Below are 23,546 nucleotides of genomic sequence, written 5' to 3' on the forward strand. Positions count from 1 at the left end.
AACCAAAAAAGGCTGAGCATTAACTCAGCCTTTTTACTGTTTATCAACCCATTAATAGCGCCAGTTATAAATCAAATCGACAGAGTTATTGATGGCAGATTTAGACTCAATATACAAGCGTCTTGTTAATTGATAACGCATACTGAGCTCAGGCTGCGAGGTGAACACGCCTACCCCATAACGTATAAACAAGTCTGGGGTGATATACCCCGTTAGACTGACCAAGGTGTCATTGCCCGAGCCATTGGCATCTAACGTTAAACGCTGCAACCCAAACGCCCGACCAATTTGGTTGGTAAATTGGCGCGTCCCGCTTAAGCCATAACTTAACCCTGCTGCGGCAATGGTATTGTCGACGCGGTTTCTAAAGTCTTGTTCGTTGGTATTTTGACCTGAATTGTTATTTAGACTACCCGTCACCAACGCATTCATCGCCTGCTGTTCACTGAGTCCGCCATTATTAAACACGGTAATATTTGGCGCACTGGTGCTGCCTTTGACTTTGACACCCACTTGTACGCCTTGCACGTCTTTTACTGCCTCTACGTTTAGCAGTGGTTTCATCACTTCACCATTGAACCGAACTTGCGCAAAGTTTAGAGTCAAGCTTTGCCCAAATACTTCGACTTTTGAGCGGCGTGATACTTGCACCACCCCTTCTGCTTTCATGGTGCCTTGACCGCGCTGGGTAATATGCAGTGCACCCGCCAATGGTAAGCGTGCCCCAAAACCTTGGAAACTTATGCGCTCGCCGAGATCCACACCCACATCTGCGTTGATATTCCAAGGTTGGGTGACTTTTAGTACATCATCAATCTGACCCATCAAGCGTCTATCAATCACGTTAACATCTGGCGATTTGCTGACCACATTGCTTGTGGTTTCAGGGGGGCGAATGGTGGCGCGAGGCACATCAATCACGCCGACGATATTCACGTAGCGTTGGCTAGGTTTGACAATCACATCAAAAATTGGATTAATAATGGCAGAAATCGCCGGTGGCTGGCTCACTTGCAGCGCTTTACCTTGCAGCTTCAGCTTGGCTTGCAGCTCACGTGTCCAGTCAACTGTACCGGTAATGGTGCCTTGACCATCGCCTTCACTGGCAAAAGACCCATCAATAGAGGCTTGATTGCCTGCCACGTGCGATAACACATTAATCTTATCAAAACGCATCGGCACGCCTGTGATGCTAAGGCCGGCGTCTTGTAGCTCAATATCGCCAACAAATTTGGGCTGCATTAATGAGCCGCTGATTTTACCTGCCACTAGACCGTTACCGGTCAAGCGTTCAAACGATGGGAAGAAAGGTTTAAATACCGCCAAGTCAATATCTTGAAAAACAACAGTGCCTGAAATCGGTTTTGACTGTATGTAGGGATTGACAGTGGCATCCAAATACCCGTTGCCCGCGCCATTGGCGGTTTTGATATCTGCGCGAAGTTTTAGCCCTTCTGCGGTTGAACGGGCGATGACACTGATACGCTCATAGGCAATGGTCGTTGGATTTTCTTCAGGGGTTTGTGCGGCGGTACCAAATACACCGTTATCGGTAAAGAAGCTGGCATTGATACTGGGTCGTTGGTTCTTCTGCCAATGAACGAGTGCGGTGCCGTTGAGTTTTCCTGACCAAGCGATATCACGCGGCATCACCACAGAGAAAATTTGGCTATCAATTTGTTGCACACTGACATCGACATTGCCTTGCCCATTACTGACCACGAGGTTGTTTTTTAGACACAGACTGCCGTTTTGACCCACCATTTGCCAGCAGTGTGCCGCCATTTGTATATTTAGGTTTTGCCAGCCAACTAGCATTTGGGCGGGCTGTAACTGTTGCAGCTTGGCATATTTGGTGCCAATTTGTCCATTACCGAGCAGACCCGACCACTGTTTTTTGGCAAGATCGATACGACCTTTGAGCGTCGCTTGTATTTGTCCTTTGGTGCTATCTGCTTTGACATCCAAGGTGTGATTGTCTTGGGTACCGTTAAAATACAGTTGCACAGAGCGCAGCGGTTGATTAGCGATATTGATACCCGTTGCAGTCAATTGCAACTGACTGGGTGATTTGGCAAGATTGACCAATTTGCCGGTGATTTTGGCATCGAGTACCACAAAGTTTGGCAGTGAAATGTTACGCCCGACTAAATCCACATAGATGTTAGGCAGGGCTTGGTTATGATCTTGGGTTAAAACAATACCGCCTTTAACGATACCTTTTAGCTGCGGCATTAGCTGATTGAGTGTGCTGATATCGACACTGGTCACCAGTTGGTTTTGGTTGCCATTGGCGGTGATACGATTGCTACCCCATTGTACTAGCAGATTATTGGCTTGCAGACTTTCAATAAGACGGCGGATTTGTCCGTATTTTTGATTATTGGCGCTATTTTCAATGACTTGACGCAGACTACTTAGGTCTTTTGGCAAATTCAGTTTTGCGGTCAACTGACCCGTCGCCAATAACCGTTGGTTTTTTAGCCTGCCTGTGAGATTCATATTGGCGATATGAATGTACTGAGCGCCTGCCCGCCAATAGCCATCGGTATTGATGGTACCGGTGATTTGGCTTGGCAGACTTGGCACAAAATAGCTGGCATCAAAATTTTTCATATCAGCATTGATATGCCAGCCGGCACCATTGGTCATATCAATGCTACCGTTGGCATTGATATAGCCTTCTTTACCTTGATGGCTAAACTGATTAATTTTGAGCTGTTGTGGCGTGCCTGCAATATCAAATTTAAACGAGCCTGCGGGTACGTTTGGCGCATTGAGGCTACCATCAAATTTGGCGGCGATATAAGATAACTTATTGCCGAGTACATCGGCACGTACTTTGCCTGCGCCTTTTAACGCTAAGTGTTTTTTGCTATTGTTGGCGCCCACTAAATCCCCTGTCATGTCAATTTGGTTGATGGTGACATCATGACGGGTCACAACTGCTCGATTGGCTTGGCGAATACGTTGCTGGGTACCGCTGGCAACCACATTGCCCGTCAAGTCTTGCAGCGGGATGCTATTTAAAATGCTGTGTGCATTTAAATGGTTGGTTTTGGCATTGATTTGCCAAGCTAACGGCTGATTGCCGCTCGCTAGTTTAATTTTACCATTGCCTGCCAAATTACCTGCCACGCCTTGGTACACCAATTGGGTGATGTCAACCAGCTGACCTGATTTGTTGACATTGACTTGGTAATGACCGCTTGGGGCTTGATTGAGCTTTAGGATATTGGCATTGACTTGGGCTTGTACACTGCTGGGTCGCTTGCCGTCTGCCGGCTGAAAAATCACGTGCGCTTTGCCATTGGGACTGTTAAGCTCGCCAATGCTCGGTAGATTGTGACGTATCAGCTGTTGCCAATTGGCATCGATAGTATAAGGTTTATGGTTGCCTTTGGCTTGTCGGATATCGGCATTGATAATTTCACCATCATCTTGGCGCAGATTTGCCCGTACTTGCATCGGCAATTTATCGGTTGCCACATCATAGACGATGCCTAATTTGCCTGTTAAGGTCTCTGGCGCATAGGGGGCGATGTCTTTTGACAACAACTGACGAATCTTAAAGCCATTACCCGTATTCATCAGGGCAATACGGGTGCGGTCATGCCAATCAATCGTGCCTTGACTCGTCAATGTACCTTGTGCGACTTTAGCCGTGAGGTATTCGATACTGAGTTTTTGATTGGCGATCACGCCGCGACCTTGATAATGCCCATCGGGGATATCTTTGGCAGTCAAATCAGCATTGATACGCAGCTGGATATTATTGGTCACCCCGCTCGCAGTCGCTAAGCCATTTTTTAGATGGATGTTTTGACTGGTGGCATAGGGCAATAACACATCTTTCCATTCAAGTTTGGCATTAAATGGCGCGTTTTTGTCCATCGGCTGCGCCGTTAAATGCCCAGTAACATCCGATTTATTGTATTTACTCTTTATATCCGCGGTCAAAAATTTCAAACTGCCTGTGGCATGGGTATCAAGCGCATCGACATACACTTTTGACAATGAATTGACGATGACCAGTCCTGTCACATCCAGCGGATAATCATGCTGTAGGTCAATTTTGCCTTTGACTTTATCGACGCTTAATAAATTATTATACGCCAATTTGCCTTCGCCAACCGTGATTTGGGTATCATACCAAGTAAAATCTTGGACATGCGCTTGTTTAAAATCGATGGGGTCGCGGGTCACTTGCTGATAGCGCACTAAATTCGCTTTTACGTCATCTAAGGTTAAGTTTACAGGCAGTGCAATGCGTGGGTAATCAAAGGGCTTGTTGGTTGGTGGTTTTTTGTAGGTGATGACCATGCGATTGATGTTGGCTTCACGCAGATGCACTTGTTTATTGATGAGGGCGCGCCAGCCAATTTTGACATAGGCTTTATCAACGGTGACTTCAACATAATTTTTTGGCGGTTTATCAGGAATTTTAAGATCGTAAACCCAAATGCCATCGCGAAGATTGCCTTTACCATATTTTAGGCTGATACCTGTTTCTTGAACGATGGCATTAATAAGTAACCGTGTACCCCACGGGGTGCCGACGGCATAATAAGCACCTAACAAAATTGCGATCAAAATAACGACTAACACCATCACAATTTTGGTGACAAGACCCTGTCGATACCAGTGCCGAAGCCAACCCGCCTCTTCTTTTGCAGGGTCTAAATCATCACTGGTTGCCGTATCCGCATGGTTAGCGTTTAAATCTTCACCGTTTGGATTTTCAGTGTCTAGTTTAGCGTCTAGGTCATTATCTACCAACGATTTATCGTCAGGCTTGGTGCCATCTTCGGGCAATAAGTCGTTGTTATTATCGTCTTTCATTAATATCGCAAATCAATCGTTGGCTAACTACAAAAACACAGGTTGTATGGGCGGTATATTGAATAAACCTTACATACTAGCAAAGTTTTATCCAAAAATCTTAACTAAAAACCTTGCACAAAATAATGCAATAATTTTTAGCCAAACTATTATAGCGGTGAACCGATAAAGAAGTGTAAACGGACATCGTTGTTATCCCCGGTCAGACCTTTTGCCACATCGAGTCGTACCAAGCCTATCGGTGATTGCCAGCGGATACCTGTACCAATACTGACCGCCGTTGTGTTATCATATTCGCCAGTCGTATCATACGCATTACCAAAGTCGGTAAACACAGCGCCCCGAAAACTCGGTCTAAACTCATAGTTATACTCTGCCGAGCCTACCGCTAACGCATCACCGCCGACTAAGAAATTTTCGCCGCCATAGGTCGGTCCTAAACTATCGGTATTGTAGCCGCGGATACTAGAATCACCGCCTGCAAAAAAGCGTGAACGGTAAGGCACATCATAAAAATCACCGCTATATAGATAGCCCAAATCCAACCGCCCGATCACTTGTTGTTTGTTATCTTTGCCAAAAGTATACATCCCAGTACCACCCGCACGTAAAATGGCCATATTGGTGTCACTCAGCGCCCCTTTAGCACCGACTTCAAGCGAATAACGTTGGCTATAACCCCACGTTGGCGTCAGCATATTGTCTGCTACTGTTTTATTAATTGCATAACCCGCTAACAAGGCTTGTTGGGTATAATCCGATGCGTAGTTGTTAAAAGGATAAGGCAAGCTATCGGTGCTATATTTTTCAGGGTCGACGGTCAATTTATCGCCACGGTAGCGCAGTGAATAGGTGCGATTCCAACCACTATCATGATAAATATTGCGGGCGATACTGGCATAGACCGTGTCCGCTTCAAAGGTGTTGACTAGGTCATCAACTTCTTTGTGCTGATAGCCGACTGTGCCTGTCAGCTTATCATTGAGGGGATGCTTGTAGGGTAAACTGGCATTAAATTCCACCGCTTGATCGACTTTGGATAACGCCACTGATGCCCCAGTCTGCAAGCCACTTCGATTAACCAAGTTGTTTTGGTATTTACCGGTCAAGCGCACGCCTACGTCCGTTTCATAACCCAAACCCACCTGTGCCTCATGGGGTTTGGTGGCATTGAGTACCACATAGGTTGGGATTTGCTTTCTTTCATACACTTGTTGTGGCGTGAGCTTTGGTATGACTTGGTCTTCTCCTGGTTTAATGGGTAAGTCTTTGTCTTTGTCCAGTTTTTTTGCCGTTTTACTGACCGCATTGGCAATGACCACCAGCGGATTTTTACTTTTATTTTCAGCCTCGGGTGATAACTCCATATCTTCGGGTGCGGCCAATAAATTTTTGGCTTTTCGGCTGATGGCATTGAGACGTTGTTCAGTCGAGTCATCGACTTCAAATTGAATCGGCGCGATGTCATTGGGGTCTTGCACCTGATTGACGGTTTTTTGTGTCGTGCTATCGACAGTACCTGCGGATTGAAGTTCAGATGAGTTGCTTTGAGATGATTTAATTTGAGATGCGAGACTTTGCGCGGTTGACTTAGTGGGTAAAATACCGGCGGATGTATCAGGTGAAGTGTCCGCGATATTGTCGGCTGTGGTATTGCTGCTGTTGGCAGTGCTGAGCGTCGCCGAGCCCGATTGTTCAAATGCGATATCGCTTGCCGCTTCGTCTGATGGCATGACGACATCCACATCCACCCCATTAAAATAACGGGTGGCAGTCAAATTGTTGGTAAATTCGGTAACAAAGGGTTGATAGTAGGCATCGCCTTTTTGGTACGTCATTAAGGCTTTGATCAGCTTTGGCTTTAAAGGCAGTTTATCGGGGTCATCGGTCAAATTGCCTTGCTTATCAATGCTATATATCTTCACATCATCAAAGTGATAGCGAGTCTTTGTGTCATAAATTAGGTCAACATCGGCGGTATTGTCCGGCAAAATAATATCCACCGAACTATTGAGCCATTTGGCATCAAAGTAACCATTGGTCTGCGCGACGCCTTCAATCGTGGCCTTTGCGGCTTTATAGATACCATGACTGAACACATCCCCTTCTTTGGGCGGGATTTCTTTTTCAATCACAGGATACACCGGCAGCGCGTTATCGCCTTCCCCGCCTTCACCACGGATATCAATGATGCGATTTTGCACGATGACGGGTTTGCCGACCTCTAAGCTGACTTGGATATTATCATTGCCTAAATGCTTAAAGGCGATTTTAGTGTCATAAAAACCCACCGCCTCTGCCGCATCATTGGCAATTTGGCGTAATTTGTTCACACTGGCATTAAAATCCGACACCGATTCGACGGTCACTTTTTCCAACGCCGCTTTGATATTACGCGCAGGCTCGAGTTTGGCATCTGCATTGGCAAAGCTGATATCAATATAGTTGAGCCCTTCGCCGCGACCAATGATTTTGTTCTTCAAGCGCGCTACGATGCCTTGCGGCTCTGCTGTCACGGTTGAGTTGGCTTGTGGGGTGGTCAATGCCGCTGTTTGCTGTTGATAGGCGGGCAAGTAATCATTGGGATTGATGGTGTCGGTGGATTTGATATTGCTGGCATCATTGGCGACGCCTTGATTACTAAGATTCTGATTAGCAATATTTTGGTTAGCGATATTTTGATTAGATAAATTGGTTTGCTCGCTCACCTTTTGATTAATCGCGTCGAAATTCTGTTTTTCGGCGGTCAGCTGCTCAGTGACTTGCGCTTGGGATTGGGTATTTACGGGTGCAGGCTTGCTATTGTTGATTTGATTGGCAACCGACTGCGGTGTTGCTTGGTCTAATGCTTTACTGTAGCCGACACTAGGTTGATTTTGTTTCAACGTCGCCACAGGTTGGTTAAAATTATTAAAGTCTGCCAAGGTCTGATTATCGAGCTGTTGACCAATTTTATCTTCAACGCGCTGCTGATTGAGTTGATACAGATAAGGCTGGGCGGTGTTGGCATCGGTTGTGATGCTATCTTGCGCAGTTGCCGCAGGGATGGCATTTTGCGTTGCCGTTGTGCTCTTGCTATCATTGGCGGTGGTCTGAGCTGCGCTGCTAGTGGTTAGCGTGCTATTCGTCGCTGAGCTATTAGCTGAACTATTAACAGTAGCTGACATTGCTGGCGTTTGTGCCCCCCAAGCAGGCACTACACCCACACTAACCAAGGTAATTGCCAAACGTATGGGGGTCAAGCGAAACAGCGAATGGTTTGATACGCTAGACTGGACGGGGCTTTGACGAGGATTTGACGGACAAGGATTTGACGATAGTGGAGAGCTGGCATAAAAAAAACCAAACGGGTTATCGGCCAATGCGGTTGACGGACGATAGGGTAGCAAATTTATTGGTTTCATGATAAAAATCAAATCCTTGAGCGAGCACTAGGCGATTTTAGCATAAACGTTTTACTAACCAAACATTTTCGCAACCCTTTATAAAATATTTGTTAAGATAGGCATCATCAGACATTTCTAGGATTGCTCATGAGTACCCAATTTGCGCTTTTTAAATACAAACGGTTTAGCGCCATGTTTGCCACCCAGTTTTTAGGGGCATTTAATGACAATGTATTTAAGCAAGGTTTGATTTTAGTACTGACCTTTATGGCAGCGGCAAAATTGGGGATGCGTGTCAGTTTGCTCAACAATCTGGCGGCGATGCTGTTTGTATTGCCGTTTTTTTTGTTTTCCGCCTTGGCGGGGCAAATCGCTGATAAATATGAAAAATCTTGGCTGACAAGGCTGATTAAAATCCTTGAAATCGTCATCATGGTAGTTGCCGCATTTGGGTTTGTGTTTGAGATTTATCCGCTCTTATTTGTGGCGTTATTTTTGATGGGTACCCATTCGACGTTTTTTGGTCCTATCAAATATGCTTACCTACCCCAAGCCATGACCACCAATGAGTTGGTGGGTGCCAATGGGCTGTTTCAAATGGGCACGTCACTGGCTATTTTGACAGGGATGATGCTGGCTGGCGTGTTGATGAAGTTGGACAGTCCGCTATTTTGGATATCTGGGGTGACGGTTTTTGTGGCGATTATGGGCTACTTGGCTTCTCGGTTTATTCCCGTTATGACTGCGCCGCAGCCTGATTTGACCATCGACTGGAATATCTTTCGTACTAGCTGGCAAACCATTGCCAATCTATATCGCTTACCGATTATGTGGTTTACCATTTTGGGTAATAGTTGGTTTTGGTTTTATGGTGCCACGTTTTTGACCCAAGTACCTGAATTTAGCAAGTCTATTTTGCTAGGCGATGAAAGTGTCGTGATATTTTTATTAACGCTGTTTTCTGTCGGTACGGCGCTCGGCTCACTGTTATGCAAAACGTTAACCAAAAACCAAGTGAGTTTAAAGCTGTTGCCCTTTGGGATTGCAGGATTGACGATTTTTGCGATTGACTTGTATTTGACGCTCTCAGCGATGCATTTGCCGCCACTCGCCAACAACGCGCACTATAGTATTGGTATGATTTTTGCCACGCAGGGTGCTATGCGTGTGTTTGTCGATTTGTTTTTATTGGGTTTCTCAGGCGGTATTTATATCGTACCTTTATATGCCTATATGCAAGCTTATTCACCCGAAACAAGCCGTGCTCGCATTATCGGTGCCAACAATATTTTAAATGCGGTATTTATGGTAGGTTCAGCGATTTTTTCGATTATTTGTTTGACGCTAGTTAACGTGAGCCTGCCGATGCTATTTGCGATTGTCGGTGTGATAAATTTGATCATGGGCATTTGGCTATTTTTAAAACTAAAAAAATATAGCCCTGCCAAGCCCTTTATGATTCATGAATAACACTCTATCGCCCTATTTAATCGCCCCGTTAAATAGTCAGTATAAATAGCTAGCAATGCTAGGCAATGGATGAATGGCAAGCAATGGATAAATAAGGGGTTTTGCGCTATTTTTTCATTTGAGTCCAAAATGTTGCTATTTGTTATCGTTTGGCAAAGAAACGTTGTTGTTAACTTCAGTTACTTTGTAAGTGGTTAAAAGTTAGTTACTATACCCTGACTTGTTGTAATTTTTTTTGTATCACTTGCTAGGAATGACTGTTATGTTTGCCACTTATAAAACACTGTGCACACCCAAACTGGTAAAACTCAGTGCAATAGCCTGTACGGCGGTATTGATGACCGCTTGTGCTTCACAAAAGATCACCACCGTAGACAAACGCCCTGTGTATGTACGGGGTGTGCCCAACTATTATATTGTCAAAAGCGGCGATACTTTAAGCAAAATCACCTCTATTTATGGACTGGATTATCGTCGTGTTGGCGCGCTCAATGGCCTTGATAGCAACTATACCATTTATCCAGGGCAACGCTTGATTTTAACCTCAGCAAGCAATCCTACTTCTTATCGCCCAACAACCATTCGCCCTGTGACGGTCAATCAATCATCTCGCCCGTCCAACCCGACTTATTACCCACCTGGACAAGCCAATAATTCATCAACCCCGTTACCGATGCCAAACCAAGTCATCGTGCCAACCAGCAGCTTGTCACAAGGTTGGTTACGTCCTACCACTGGCAATTTATTGCGACCGTTTAACCAACAAACAGGTACGCTAGGTATGTGGTTTGGCGGACAAGCCGGCGCAAATGTTGTCGCCAGCCAGCCAGGTACGGTGCTGTATGTCGGTAGTGATTTGCCAGAATATGGCAAATTGATACTTATTCAGCACAACAGCGACTACATTAGTGCCTATGCGCATTTGGGAAATTTTGCTGTACAAGAGCGCCAAACGGTGCAAGCAGGTCAAACCATCGGTACCGTTGGAACAGACAATAATTTGAATCAACCTGCTGTAGAGTTCCAAATCCGTTATCGTGGTACGCCAGTGAACCCTGCCAGTTATTTAAAATAATTAAATAGGTGGTTAAAATAATTAATTAAAATAGTTAAACATTTATTTAAAATAATCGCAATAAAAAAGCCAATCTATGACGATTGGCCTTTTTTGTGAGCGTAATTATCGTTAAGGATGACTAGAGAACAATCGCAGTCGCCATGTTATTGGCATAGTCAATCGCACGATACAGACTATCGGCACTCGCTTTGCCTGTGCCTGCCAAATCCAGTGCTGTGCCATGATCGACTGAGGTGCGAATATAAGGCAACCCTAAAGTGATATTCACGGTTTCGCCAAACCCATGTGATTTGAGCGGCGCCAGTCCCTGATCGTGATACATGGCGATAATGGCATCGGCAGTGGCGATATGCTTTTGGGTAAACAAGGTATCGGCTGGCATCGCCAAACTAATATCAATACCTTGATCGCGATAGTGCTGTAACACCGGATTGATGATGTCAATTTCTTCTCTGCCTAGATAGCCTCTTTCCCCGGCATGAGGATTGAGTCCACAGACCAATATTTTTGGGTGAGTGAGACCAAATTTTTGCTGACAATCATGGATGACAATATCAACGGTTTTTGCCACTTCTTCGTGGGAAATCGCATCGGCGACCGCACGCAGGGGCAAATGGGTGGTGACTAAAGCCACTTTCATCAGGCTATTGGCGAGCATCATCACCACTTTATCCAGCCCCGACTGCTGCATAAAAAATTCGGTATGCCCCATAAAGTCTGGCAACACAGTCATAATCACCGATTTTTGCAGTGGCGCGGTGACAATTGCAGCGACTTGTTTGCTGATGGCGAGCTTATGCGCCAGTTGCAACTGTGCGATGACCATTGGCGCGTTATGAGGATTTAACTGCCCTGCTACCACAGGTTGTGCTGTCGGCACATCCACCACCAAAATAGTATCATGCACTGAGGGTTGCGCAATTTGCGGTAAATCTTTTAACTCATGTAACTCATGCGTCGCTAATTGTTGAATCATCAATCCGTCTTTTACAGCGCCTTTTTGTTTGAGCTCACTATACCTTTGTTGTAGCGCGTTGATATCTGCCAACACAATGACAGCGCGATTGGGCAGATTTAATTGCTGTCTGTCAGCAAGCATCAGTATGATATCCATGCCAATACCCGCAGGTTCGCCCGAAGTAATCACTAAGGGAAGACTTTGCGTGGTCATTTTTATACCTTTTGATAAACACTGATAAAGCTATCAGTTAGTATTTTTTAAATTCATTATCACATGTGGCGCATTGTTAACTTGAAAAAACAGTTTCATGCGCATGAGGGCAACTAAAACTTTGATTACACAGATGATGGTTAGCGATTACCAATGATTTGATTAAATGAAATCTAATTATTTGGGTAATGTTAAGTAACTATTGTATGCCCAGTGATTTTGCTATTATTAACTTAATTTAAATCAGTGTATAATAGCACTACACTTTACTGTCAATCCTGTATTTTACTGTTGTTATCAATGGAGTCCTTATGGCTACCTACGAACATATTAACCAAAAAGTTGAAAAAATGTACCAGCAATCTGAAGATTTTTCAGTTCGCGTACCACAAGTCATGCAGCGCCGCATCTATATGATGGCAAAACAAAACCCCCTCAACAATGCCAAAGAAATGAAAGAAATGGAACGTATGGTGACTGAAAAACCCATCGCATTTTTTGAATCTTGGACGCAAATGGCTTGGCAAGCGCTCGTTGCCCAGCAAAATATTGGGCAATTAATGTTTTCAAACTGTATGAAATTAAGCGTGGGTCAACCGATTTCATTGGAAAACTTCTTTTATGCTGTCAACCAAGAAGCCCTGCATGTATTAGAAAAAGGGATGCACCCTATCTATAGCCGCGTGGCAGCCAATGCCAAACGTTTAAGCTAAGTTTTACTTTTTTAAGCCACACCCAATAATTTTTTTATTGGGTTTTTTATTTTTATAGGTTTTAGGTCAAAAAAACTGGTACGCCCAGCGGGACTTGAACCCACGTCGGTCGCTTAGGAGGCAACTGCTCTATCCAGTTAAGCTATAGGCGTAAAGGTCTGCTATTTTATCATATTAAATCGTAAATGCTTAGCGTCCGCTGATACTTTTTAGGCACTTTGTTGCTGATTTTGTAGGTTCGCAGTTTTGCAATTCATAGTATAATAGTGGGCTAAAGATAAACCGCGATAAAGGCAATCCATGGCATTTGTACACTTTGGTATTCACACCGAATTTTCTATCACTGACTCGATTGTACGCATCAAAGCGCTGGTCAAAGCTGCCAAAGCCGATAACCAACTGGCGCTTGCCATTAGCGATTTATCAAACCTGTATGCCACGGTCAAATTTTATAAAGCTTGCTTGGATGCCGGTATCAAGCCAATTATTGGCTCTGAAGTATGGCTTGAAAATGATAGTACGACAGTAACGCTACTTGCCAGCAACCAAATCGGCTACAAGAATTTGACCAATATCGTGTCAAAAGGCTTTGTCGATGGTCAAGTAGTGGGCAAACCGATTATTCAGCGTGACTGGATTTTTGAGCGCAGTGAAGGCGTGATTGTGCTATTCACCGAAAAATCAGACGTCGGTCAAGCCATGTTATCATCTCACCCAGAAAAAGCCGATAGCCTACTACAACAATGGCAAACTACATTTGCCGATCGTGTCTATTTTGCCATTAAACGCACCCAGCGTGCCAACGAAGACCGTTTTATCGAGCAAGCCATTCGCATGTCCAATGCCTTTGATGTGCCTATCATTGCCCATAATGACGTGCGTTTTTTAACAGAAGATGATTTTGAAGCGCATGAAGCACGGGTGTGTATCGCCAATTCGCAAGTGCTTGCCGACCCCAATCGCCCACGTGATTATTCCTCTGAGCAATATTTAAAAACCCAAGATAAGATGACTGCCCTGTTTAGCGACATGCCAGCGGTGATTGACAACACCTTGGATTTGGCAAAACGCTGTAACGTCATTATTCCTATGGGTCATCACGATTTACCTGAATTCCCCATTCCAGAAGGCGATACCATTGAAACTTTCTTTCGGCGCACCGCCCAAGAAGGTCTAGAAAAACGCCTTGAAAAACTCTACCCCATCGAAAAGCGCGACGACAGCTGGGTAGAAAAACGCAAGCCGTATGATGCGCGTTTGGAGTTTGAACTCACGACGATTTTGAATATGGGTTTCCCCGGTTATTTCTTAATTGTGATGGATTTTATCCGCTGGTCAAAAGCCAATGATGTGCCTGTAGGTCCTGGTCGTGGCTCAGGCGCGGGTTCATTAGTGGCGTATTCGCTCAATATCACTGACTTAGACCCGCTGGAATATGACCTACTGTTTGAACGGTTTTTGAATCCTGAGCGGGTATCCATGCCAGACTTTGACGTCGATTTCTGTATCGAAGGGCGCGACCGCGTCATTGATTATGTGGCGCAAAAATACGGACGAGAAGCAGTATCCCAAATCATCACCTTTGGTACGATGGCGGCAAAAGCGGTGGTGCGTGATGTCGCACGCGTTCAAGGTAAATCGTATGGTCTTGCTGATAAAATCTCCAAACTCATCCCCAAAACCCCAGGTATTTCGCTCGCTGACGCGGTTGAAGCCGAACCGCAACTTAAAGATTTGCTTAACAATCCTGACAATATGGATTATGAAGATGCCAATGAGATTTGGGAAATGGCGGTACGGCTGGAAGGGATTACCCGGGGCGTTGGTAAACATGCAGGGGGCGTACTTATCGCGCCGACCAAAATCACCGATTATAGCGCAATCTATTGTGATGAAGAGGGTCATCCCGTCAGTCAGTTTGATAAAGACGATGTGGAAGCAGTCGGCTTGGTAAAATTTGACTTTCTGGGTCTACGAAACCTAACGGTGATTAATGCGGCAGTAAAAAATATCAATGCACGCCGCGCTAGAGAGCAACAGCCACCGCTTGATCTTGAGACTTTACCCTTAGACGATAAGCCCACCTACACGCTGCTACAAGATGCCCATACCACCGCTGTATTCCAGCTTGAAAGTACCGGCATGAAAAAATATTTGGCCAAGCTGAGACCGACCAATATTGAAGATGTCATCGCCATGTGTGCGCTGTACCGCCCGGGTCCACTAGATGCGGGGATGGTCGATATGTACATTGACCGTAAACACGGCCGCGAAGAGGTCATCTATGACCATGACCGACTTGAGCCGATACTGGAAAATACCTATGGGGTCATTGTCTATCAAGAACAGGTGATGCAAATCTCGCAAGCGATGGCAGGCTATAGTCTAGGCGGTGCCGATATGCTACGCCGTGCGATGGGTAAGAAAAAACCCGAAGAAATGGCAAAGCAGCGCAGTATTTTTGTTGAAGGGGCTATTGATCAAGGCATCGATGATAAACTTGCAGGCGGCGTGTTTGATTTGATGGAAAAATTTGCCGGCTACGGGTTTAACAAATCACACTCAGCGGCATACGGCGTGTTAGCCTATCAAACCGCCTATTTAAAACACTACTACCCTGCCGAATTTATGGCGGCCGTCATCACCTCGGACATGAATAATACCGATGGCGTGGTGTTTTTTATCAATGATTGCCGCGAAAATTTTGGTTTAAAAGTAGAAAACCCCAGCGTTAACCACTCCAATTGGGCATTTGTGCCGATTAACCCGACGACCATTGTGTATGGGTTAGGCGGTATCAAAGGTGTCGGAGAAGGTGCCGTAGAGTCTATCGTGGAAGCGCGAAACTCAGGCGGTGAGTTTACCGATTTGTATGATTTTTGCCGCCGTGTTGACACACGAAAAGTCAATAAACGCACCCTTGAAGCATTGGTTAAAGCAGGCTGTTTTGATAGTTTTGCGCCAAAATTACGACCTGATTTGCCTGCGGATGAAGCTTATCACATCCGTGGCGCGTTACTTGCCGAATTGCCAAAAGCGGTACAAGCAGCCGAGCAACAGCGTAGCAATGACAGCCTAGGGATGATTGATTTATTTAGCGATATACAAGAAGTCACTGCGCCACCCCCATTGCCCCGTGAGCCTGTCTGGACAGATGCTGAGCGTTTAAAAGGCGAAAAAGACACGCTAGGACTTTATCTGACCGGTCACCCGATTGATAGTTATCGCGATGAGTTAAAACGCTATACGCCAAAGACATTGGGTGATTTGAGCGAAACCAGCTATGGAGAAACCGTATTTTTTGCAGGCTTGATACTCGATGTCGCAAACTTTGGTAATCGCTCAGTGATTACCTTAGATGACGGTACAGGTCGTATCGAAGTGAGTTGTTATGCCGAGCGCTTTGCACGCGTGAAAGATAAGCTTAAGGTGGAAACCGTGGTAATTATCGACGGCTCTATTCGTGAACGCGATGGCACGTTTTATGCCAGCCTACAAGAGGTAATGACCTTAACCGATGCGCGCAAACGCTGGCTCAAAAAAATCAGCATCAAAATTGCAGGTCATGATATGGCGCTGTTTGAACAGATACAGCAATTGTTAGCGACCGCCAATAACTCAACAATTCACTATTTATCGCATCAGTTTAATCACCCTGCCGACAATGCCCAATTTGCCGACAGTCAGCCCGCCAATGCATCGGGTCAATTAGGTGTACCCATTAACCTATGTGTGTATAACGACTATGCGATTGCCCATCTTAATATGCCAACGCATTGGCAAATTGTACCGACAGAAGAGAATTTTGGTAAACTCAAAAGCTTGGTTAATGAAGAAGATTTGCATTTACATTTTAGTTAGCGTCTGATTTTGGTGAATTTAGCCGATAAATCCATTATGTGATAAACGTTTGTATCCCTTAAACTGACTTTCATCAAAGTTTTGATAAAATTCAACGAGATATGGGCTAAAATAAGCCAATCAAATTTAATCAATGATGTTTTATTTAATGCCCCATCAACAGGAAACTCATATGACTCAGCCATCCCATATTAGCCTACCCCAGTTCGAAGAATTAAGAGAGTTACTTGACGAAGATTTTGTCGATTTGATTCATACTTATATGCAAGATAGCTTACAACGTTTATCGGAAATGGAGACAGCGTATGCCAACTTAGACAACCGTTTGGGGTATAATGCAGCGCACGGCTTAAAAGGCGCTAGCTCTAACCTTGGCGCTACCGAGCTGACCGAACTTTGTTATAAACTGCAAGAAATCTGCCGCACGGGTCATATCAATCAACACCAACAATTGATTGAAGAAATCAAAGCGGAATGCCATGCAGTGAATGACCAAATACAATCACTTATTGCGTAACGACTGGCTAAAATTTGACGACCCATGGTAACGACTGACACTAACGCTCCCCAGCAACCCTTCTCAACCCTTGCAGCATTTTTAGCTGGTATTCGCATTGTGATGGTAAACACCACCTTGCCTGCCAATATCGGCTCCGCCGCCCGCGCTATGCACACCATGGGACTAACGCAGCTCACGGTGGTGGCGCCCAAACTACCGATTGACGAAGATGCCTATGCCCATGCCGCAGGTGCCAAAGCAATTTTAGATGCTGTGACTATTTGTGACACCCTTGAGCAAGCCTTGCAAGATTGCCACTGGGTAATAGCTACCAGTAGTCGCCAACGCCATATTCCAAGACCCGTATTATCGCCCCGCCAAGCGGCCAAATTGATGGTCACTAATTTTCACAACCTTGACGATGTAATGACAGATTCTGCGCATCGCAATTGGCAACTTGCCATTGTGTTTGGTCGTGAAGATCGGGGTTTAACAAATGAAGAGCTGCAATTGGCCGACTACCATATTCAAATTCCTGCCAATGCTGAGTATGGGGTATTAAATGTGGCCGCCGCGGTTCAAGTGATTGCCAGCGTTTTTTACGAAACTGCCGAATTAGCATTGACGGCAAAAACAGCGGCTGAAAAATCCATTGATTTGACTTTTCGCCAGCAGTGGGATGAGCCGCCTATCTCAAATGAGCAGCGTTTACAGCTAGAAAATAGGCTGTTGGCATTGTTGGAGAATTTAGATATCTACAATCCCGCCCAATCTAAAGTGATGCCTCAGCGTATTAATCGACTCCTTAGTAGATTACAGCTTGATATCAAAGAATATCAGTTACTGCAAGCCACCATCGCAAAATTACTCAAACGATAAATTATTAACCCGTTAAGCGCTCAAAGTTTATGTCTGCCACTGTTTTGCTTGCTGTTGTGTTTGTGCTTAGCTTAGCGCTTGTCACTTGGCTCCTCAATCAACTCCCCCAACGGATGATTGTGGGGTTTGATGCTACCCATCGCCATTCCCCATTAGATGGTATCCGTGGCATTTTAGCGTTATCAGTGTTTACTCATCACTTTTTTAAAAATTATTTCTTTCAAACGACGGGGCGCTGGCAGTCACCCAATATTGATTTTTTTACCAACTTGGGTAGTGTGCCGGTATCGCTGTTTTTTTTAATCACCGGCTATTTATTTTTTGGTAAGCTCAGACAGCCGCGGATGGATTGGCAATATCTTTATCGCTCTCGGCTGCAGCGCATTGTTCCACTGTATTTGTTTTTGGGCATTTGTATCGTCGCTATCTATTTCACCCAGCAACACCCGCCGTTACCCCTGTCTGAATGGCAGCAATGGACGCTGCGCTGGTTAAGCTTTAACAATCAATCGCTTAAAGATTTTTACGCTTGGCCGCTGGTCGCAGGCGCGGCTTGGACGCTGCTTTATGAGTGGGGTTTTTATTTTAGCTTACCGTTACTGTTTGTGTTGGTGCATCCCAAACAAGTATGCCAGTGGCAAAATATCGCGATGCTGATGATAAGTTTGCCTGTGTTGTATTACGTTCTCACGCATACTATTATCAAGCTGTATTGGTTATTTTTGTTGGCTTTTTTTGCAGTTTGGCTGGAAGATTTTTTTAAAAATTTATTGGCAAAATTTCCTGTGGTTTTTGCAATCGCTTTATGCCTACTAACCCTGTTTATTTTATTTGAAACTTCGGCGTATTCTTATTGGCAAATGCTACTTTGTGGCTTACTGTTTTGTTTTATTGCCAACGGTTTTACGTATTTTGGCGTGTTATACCAACAAGGTCTAAAGGTCTTGGGTGAATTAAGTTATAGCTTGTATCTGACCCATGGTTTGGTCATGTATGTAGGGTTTAACTTATTACACTTGCATGACTTTAGCCAATCGATGATAGCCTATGTGTGGACGTACCCGCTGGTGTTGGTATTCGTTGTGATGTTTGCTGTTATAAGCTACAACTATATTGAAAAACCTTTGATGCATCGACCTAACTCTCGCGTTCTATCGCCGTGATGCGACAACAGTATTGCAATCATAGCCAATCATAGCCAATCATAGCCAATCATAGCGTAGTTTAATGAGTTCGTGATATCATAATCACTTAAAATTTTTATAAAATCGGTAGTCAGTATGTTATCCGTCATCCAAAATTTATCCAAAAAAACCCAGACCATCAAAGCAGAATTACAAGAGGACATCCAAGCGGTGTTTGACCGTGACCCTGCGGCACGTAACACCCTTGAAGTGCTGTTGACTTATCCTGGCGTCCATGCGCTATTGATTCACCGCGTTGCTCACAGTATGTGGCAACACAATAACAAAGGCTTGGCACGGTTTGTATCCTTTGGTAATCGATTTTTGACCGGGATTGAAATTCACCCTGCAGCAAAAATTGGGCGTCGATTCTTTATTGACCATGGCATGGGCGTGGTCATTGGTGAAACCGCTGAAATCGGTGATGACGTTACCTTGTATCATGGCGTCACGCTTGGCGGGGTATCATTAAATGAAGGCAAACGCCATCCCACACTGGAAGATGGCGTGGTTGTCGGTGCAGGTGCCAAAGTATTAGGCGGATTTACCGTGGGTAAATATGCCAAAATCGGCTCCAATGCTGTCGTTGTCAAAGAAGTGCCTGCCGGTGCGACCATGGTAGGCAGTGCCGCGCGTTTGATTCATGATAAAGCCAAGGCAGAGCAAATGGGGCTTGATAGCTTGGCAAATAATGGGGTAACCCCAGCTGACGACTATATCGAAAAAACCATTATCGAAAAAACAACCGATGCTGAGAAGATAAAATCGGTTGAGAAAACCTCTATCAACACATCCGCTACCAATGAGAATGATTGCAATAAAATTAAGCTAGAGCAAGCGGGCGTTTTTCATCAATATGGGATTGACCCAAACACCCCAGACCCCGTGGCAATGACTTTTATCAAAATGCTCGAGCACATTCGCCAGTCTGAAGCGCGCCTTGATGAATTGCAAAGTGCGATGTGCAAATTGGATCCAACTTTCTGCAAAAAACACTATACCAAACTTGATGTGCGTGATTTGGATGCCGTTGATCCGCAATTTTTTATGGAAGATGAACTATAAAATAAATTCCACCCGATGATAAATATCAGAGGTTATTGGGTGACTGCTTAGGTGATTAGTTAGGTGATTAGCTTAAAAAGACTGGGGCGTTGGTGTAGGTTTAAGTAAAAATTGGTTGCTTCGTTTGGTGGTTTGCAAATCCGCTAATACCTGATCTTGCCAACTCGTTTCTGCACCCGTCAAAGTCACATCGGGTTTGACGCCTACACCATCAATTTTCTCACCTTTACTTGAGTAATAATGAGCGACCGTTAGCTTTACCGCTTCGCTGTCATTGATGGGTACAATGCTTTGGATAGAGCCTTTACCATAGCTGGTTTCGCCATACACCTTGGCACGTTGGTTGTTTTGTAGCGCGCTGGCTAATACTTCAGCCGCCGAAGCAGAATAACGATTTTGCAATACGACCAGCGGCAAGTCGGCAAACTGGGCTTTGCCGTGCGTGCGCATCACCTCTTGTATGCCCTGCCGATTTTTAATCTGCACCACCACTTTATCGTTCATAAATAAGCTTGCAATATCATTGGCAGCTGACAACACGCCACCTGGGTTATTGCGCAAATCAAGTACCAACACGCTAAAGGGCTGATTTAATTTGGTGAGTGCCATTAAAAATTGCTGCTGGGTATTGTTTTGAAACACGGGGATTTGCACCACCGCAACACCATTAATGATGTTGGCACTCATGGCTTGTTGTTGGACCAAGGTTCTTTGCACCACCACCAGATGTTTACGACGACCTTTATCCGAGACTAACAAGCGAGCCGTTGTCCCTGCGATGCCTGTCAGCAGCTGATCGACATCTTGTGGGGTTCGCGTGCTGTCCAGCTTATTATCATTGATTTGATGCAAATAATTGCCGCGCTGAATACCGGCTTTTGCGGCAGGCGAGTTGGGCAGCACGTCATCAAACACCCAGCTATCTACATCGGCATGAAAACTGACACTCACACCAATACTGCCAATATCGCCTTCGGTAAATAACCTTAAGTTTTCAAACGCGTTCGCATCCAGATATTCAGAATAAGGATCGAGCGCAGCTAAAGTGCCTGCCATTGCATTGGCAAACAGGGATTCATCATCGACATTCGTCACATAGTTTTGACGGATGATATCAATCATTTTGACAAATTTTTCGACTGTGACAGGTGATACCGCGCCCAACGCAACTTGCTGTATTTGCTCAGAGGCTGGCATGATGGGCTGAGTGGCGGGATTAGTCACCATAGGCGTGGTTGATGTAATATCCACCTCTCCGCCATCATCAGCCTCATCATCCGTCAAATTGTCGTCATCAGCGCCATCCGGTATACCATTAGGTGCATTCACTACACTAACGGGCACGGCAGTAGGATTAGTACCCGCAATCGCCTGAGTGATTGCAGGTGTTAATGACGTTTTATTGGTTTTTGCCGCAACTGAGGCAGCAGAAGTAACAGGTGGTTTGACAGGCACTTTGACAGTCGGTCGGCTAGCAGCATAACCCAATGAACCTATCCCCCACAATGCCAGCACGATAACGTGTCTTTTGAAAGTAGGGTTAGAGAGTGGTTTGAAAGGCTGCGTTACCATAGGATAGTTGTACCCATTAACTGTTAGTTTGCTACGATTAAGCTTTCACCTGTCATTTCGGCAGGTTTGGCAAGGTGCATTAAGTCCAATAGGGTTGGCGCCACATCTGATAGCTTACCACCCGTGCGAATGTGGACGTTATCAGGCGCTTGCTCATTGACATAAATAAATGGTACTAGCTCTGTGGTGTGCTGGGTGTGTACCTGTCCGCTATCATAATCTTGCATTTGCTCCACGTTGCCATGGTCAGCGGTAATCAGCAAATGCCCGTGATTGGCAATCACGCAATCAGCAATGGTTTTCACACAGTTATCTAACGTTTCGACGGCTTTGACAGCGGCATCGAACACACCTGTATGCCCTACCATGTCACCATTGGCATAATTCACAATCAGTACATCATACGTACCGGAATTGATGGCATCGGTCAATTTTTCAGTGACTTCTGGCGCACTCATTTCAGGTTGTAAATCATAAGTAGCAACCGCAGGCGAGTTGACCAAAATACGCTGCTCCCCTTCAAACTCTGCTTCGCGCCCACCACTAAAGAAGAAGGTCACGTGCGCGTATTTTTCGGTTTCAGCAATACGCAATTGGGTTTTGCCTTGCGATTGCAAATATTCGCCCAATGTGTTGGTTAGCGATGTCGGTTCAAAAGCGATTCTGGTCACGCCATTGTTTTGTAATTCATCAGAATATTTAGTCAACATCACAAATTTTGACAGCGTTGGCAGTTTTTCACGCGTAAAGCCATCAAAATCAGCTGAAACCAGTGCTTGGCTGATTTCGCGGGCGCGGTCGGCACGAAAATTCATAAAAATCACACTGTCATTGTCTTGTATGGTACCAAAGTCAGCGTTTTGGTTAGCATAACGCACCCAAGTCGGCTTAACGAACTCGTCACTTTCACCTGCGCCATACGCTGCGCTAATCGCTTCAGCACCTGATTGTACTACCCGTTCTGCTTTGGCTTGGGTCAGCAAATCATACGCTTGCTGTACCCGATCCCAACGTTTATCCCGATCCATCGCAAAGTAGCGACCAATAAGACTCACCAAATAAGCCGTGCCCTCATATCGCTCATTAAGCGTGGCAAGCGCTTGTTCTAATTGTGCGACATAATTGTCCGCACTTTTAGGTGGCGTGTCACGACCGTCCAAAAATGTATGGATAAAGACCTGCTTTGCACCTTGCTGCAACGCTAGTTCGACCATCGCGACAATATGATCTTGATGCGAATGAACCCCGCCATCCGATAACAATCCCATGATATGCACATTGGCTTGTCGGTCATTGGCAAGCTTTACTACTTCGGTTAATGCAGGGTTGCTAAAAAATTGCTGTTCGCGGATTTCTTTGTGAATACGGGTAGAGTCTTGGTACAAAATACGACCTGCACCCAAATTCATATGCCCGACTTCAGAGTTACCAAACTGCCCTGCGGGTAATCCCACGTCTTCACCTGACCCTGAAATCAAACCATGGGGATAATGCTGATACAAATAATCAAGGTTTGGGGTGTGCGCCGCGGCAATCGCATTATCACGCTGATCTTCGCGATGTCCAAAACCATCTAAAATCATCAACACATGGGGGATTTTTTTAACCGTCGATTGATGGTTAACCGAGTTAGATGCTTGATTCATTGTTGCCTCTAGAAAAGCTAAAATAAGGAAAATACAAAACTAGTATTAAAAAAATTTTGAAAATTATAGCATAGCTCACTCCATCTCTTTAACCCTGATTTTGCGTCATTCTGTTAACTGCAAAGCCTGTTAACTGCTAGGCGATATTAAGCGAGATGATGAGAACAAAGAACCTTGTGA

At 45.0% G+C, this 23,546-nt stretch carries 13 protein-coding genes and 1 tRNA gene; 8 read left to right on the top strand and 6 right to left on the bottom strand.

What is annotated here, in order from left to right; translation table 11 throughout:
• Positions 1-51 precede the first annotated feature (51 nt).
• Complete coding sequence (locus H9W84_RS06700; protein WP_239742578.1) at positions 52-4,842, bottom strand: translocation/assembly module TamB domain-containing protein; 4,791 nt, start codon at positions 4,840-4,842, stop codon at positions 52-54.
• A gap of 149 nt (positions 4,843-4,991) precedes the next feature.
• Positions 4,992-8,246 (bottom strand): BamA/TamA family outer membrane protein, encoded by a 3,255-nt coding sequence (locus H9W84_RS06705; protein ID WP_239742580.1) that lies wholly within the window; start codon positions 8,244-8,246, stop codon positions 4,992-4,994.
• A 129-nt stretch (positions 8,247-8,375) separates the two neighbouring features.
• Here H9W84_RS06705 and H9W84_RS06710 point away from each other — a divergent pair, with 129 nt between their 5' ends.
• Positions 8,376-9,698, top strand: a complete 1,323-nt coding sequence (locus tag H9W84_RS06710) for an MFS transporter (RefSeq protein WP_239742583.1) — start codon at positions 8,376-8,378, stop codon at positions 9,696-9,698.
• Between the two features lie 262 nt (positions 9,699-9,960).
• Positions 9,961-10,773 carry a peptidoglycan DD-metalloendopeptidase family protein gene (locus H9W84_RS06715; RefSeq protein WP_239742585.1) on the top strand — a complete coding sequence of 271 codons (813 nt, stop codon included), beginning with the start codon at positions 9,961-9,963 and terminating at the stop codon, positions 10,771-10,773.
• A gap of 121 nt (positions 10,774-10,894) precedes the next feature.
• Here H9W84_RS06715 and pdxA read toward each other — a convergent pair whose 3' ends face one another.
• Entirely contained in the window at positions 10,895-11,947 is a 1,053-nt protein-coding gene (pdxA, locus tag H9W84_RS06720) for a 4-hydroxythreonine-4-phosphate dehydrogenase PdxA (protein WP_239742588.1), read from the bottom strand.
• A gap of 311 nt (positions 11,948-12,258) precedes the next feature.
• Here pdxA and H9W84_RS06725 point away from each other — a divergent pair, with 311 nt between their 5' ends.
• Positions 12,259-12,660 carry a hypothetical protein gene (locus tag H9W84_RS06725; protein ID WP_062330902.1) on the top strand — a complete coding sequence of 134 codons (402 nt, stop codon included), beginning with the start codon at positions 12,259-12,261 and terminating at the stop codon, positions 12,658-12,660.
• Positions 12,661-12,736: 76 nt separating this feature from the next.
• On the opposite strand, the gene H9W84_RS06730 is transcribed toward H9W84_RS06725, so the two are convergent.
• Positions 12,737-12,812, bottom strand: a tRNA-Arg gene (locus tag H9W84_RS06730).
• 148 nt (positions 12,813-12,960) lie between these two features.
• Between H9W84_RS06730 and dnaE the strand changes: the two genes are divergently transcribed.
• From dnaE to cysE, 5 genes are all read left to right on the top strand, one after another.
• Complete coding sequence (gene dnaE / locus H9W84_RS06735) at positions 12,961-16,521, top strand: DNA polymerase III subunit alpha (RefSeq protein WP_239742590.1); 3,561 nt, start codon at positions 12,961-12,963, stop codon at positions 16,519-16,521.
• 172 nt (positions 16,522-16,693) lie between these two features.
• Positions 16,694-17,038 (top strand): Hpt domain-containing protein, encoded by a 345-nt coding sequence (locus tag H9W84_RS06740; protein ID WP_239742592.1) that lies wholly within the window; start codon positions 16,694-16,696, stop codon positions 17,036-17,038.
• A gap of 24 nt (positions 17,039-17,062) precedes the next feature.
• Entirely contained in the window at positions 17,063-17,899 is an 837-nt protein-coding gene (locus H9W84_RS06745; protein ID WP_239742594.1) for an RNA methyltransferase, read from the top strand.
• Between the two features lie 29 nt (positions 17,900-17,928).
• Positions 17,929-19,062 carry an acyltransferase family protein gene (locus H9W84_RS06750; RefSeq protein WP_239742596.1) on the top strand — a complete coding sequence of 378 codons (1,134 nt, stop codon included), beginning with the start codon at positions 17,929-17,931 and terminating at the stop codon, positions 19,060-19,062.
• 159 nt (positions 19,063-19,221) lie between these two features.
• Positions 19,222-20,148: a serine O-acetyltransferase gene (gene cysE / locus H9W84_RS06755; protein ID WP_239743707.1), complete on the top strand. Its 927-nt coding sequence runs from the start codon at positions 19,222-19,224 to the stop codon at positions 20,146-20,148.
• Between the two features lie 72 nt (positions 20,149-20,220).
• Here cysE and H9W84_RS06760 read toward each other — a convergent pair whose 3' ends face one another.
• Both H9W84_RS06760 and gpmI read right to left on the bottom strand, forming a co-directional pair.
• Complete coding sequence (locus H9W84_RS06760) at positions 20,221-21,720, bottom strand: S41 family peptidase (protein WP_239742598.1); 1,500 nt, start codon at positions 21,718-21,720, stop codon at positions 20,221-20,223.
• Between the two features lie 23 nt (positions 21,721-21,743).
• Complete coding sequence (gene gpmI, locus H9W84_RS06765; protein WP_239742600.1) at positions 21,744-23,366, bottom strand: 2,3-bisphosphoglycerate-independent phosphoglycerate mutase; 1,623 nt, start codon at positions 23,364-23,366, stop codon at positions 21,744-21,746.
• Positions 23,367-23,546: the final 180 nt, after the last annotated feature.

Origin of the sequence: Moraxella tetraodonis, assembly GCF_022359095.1 — a bacterium.
GTDB classification, from domain to species: Bacteria; Pseudomonadota; Gammaproteobacteria; order Pseudomonadales; family Moraxellaceae; genus Faucicola; species Faucicola tetraodonis.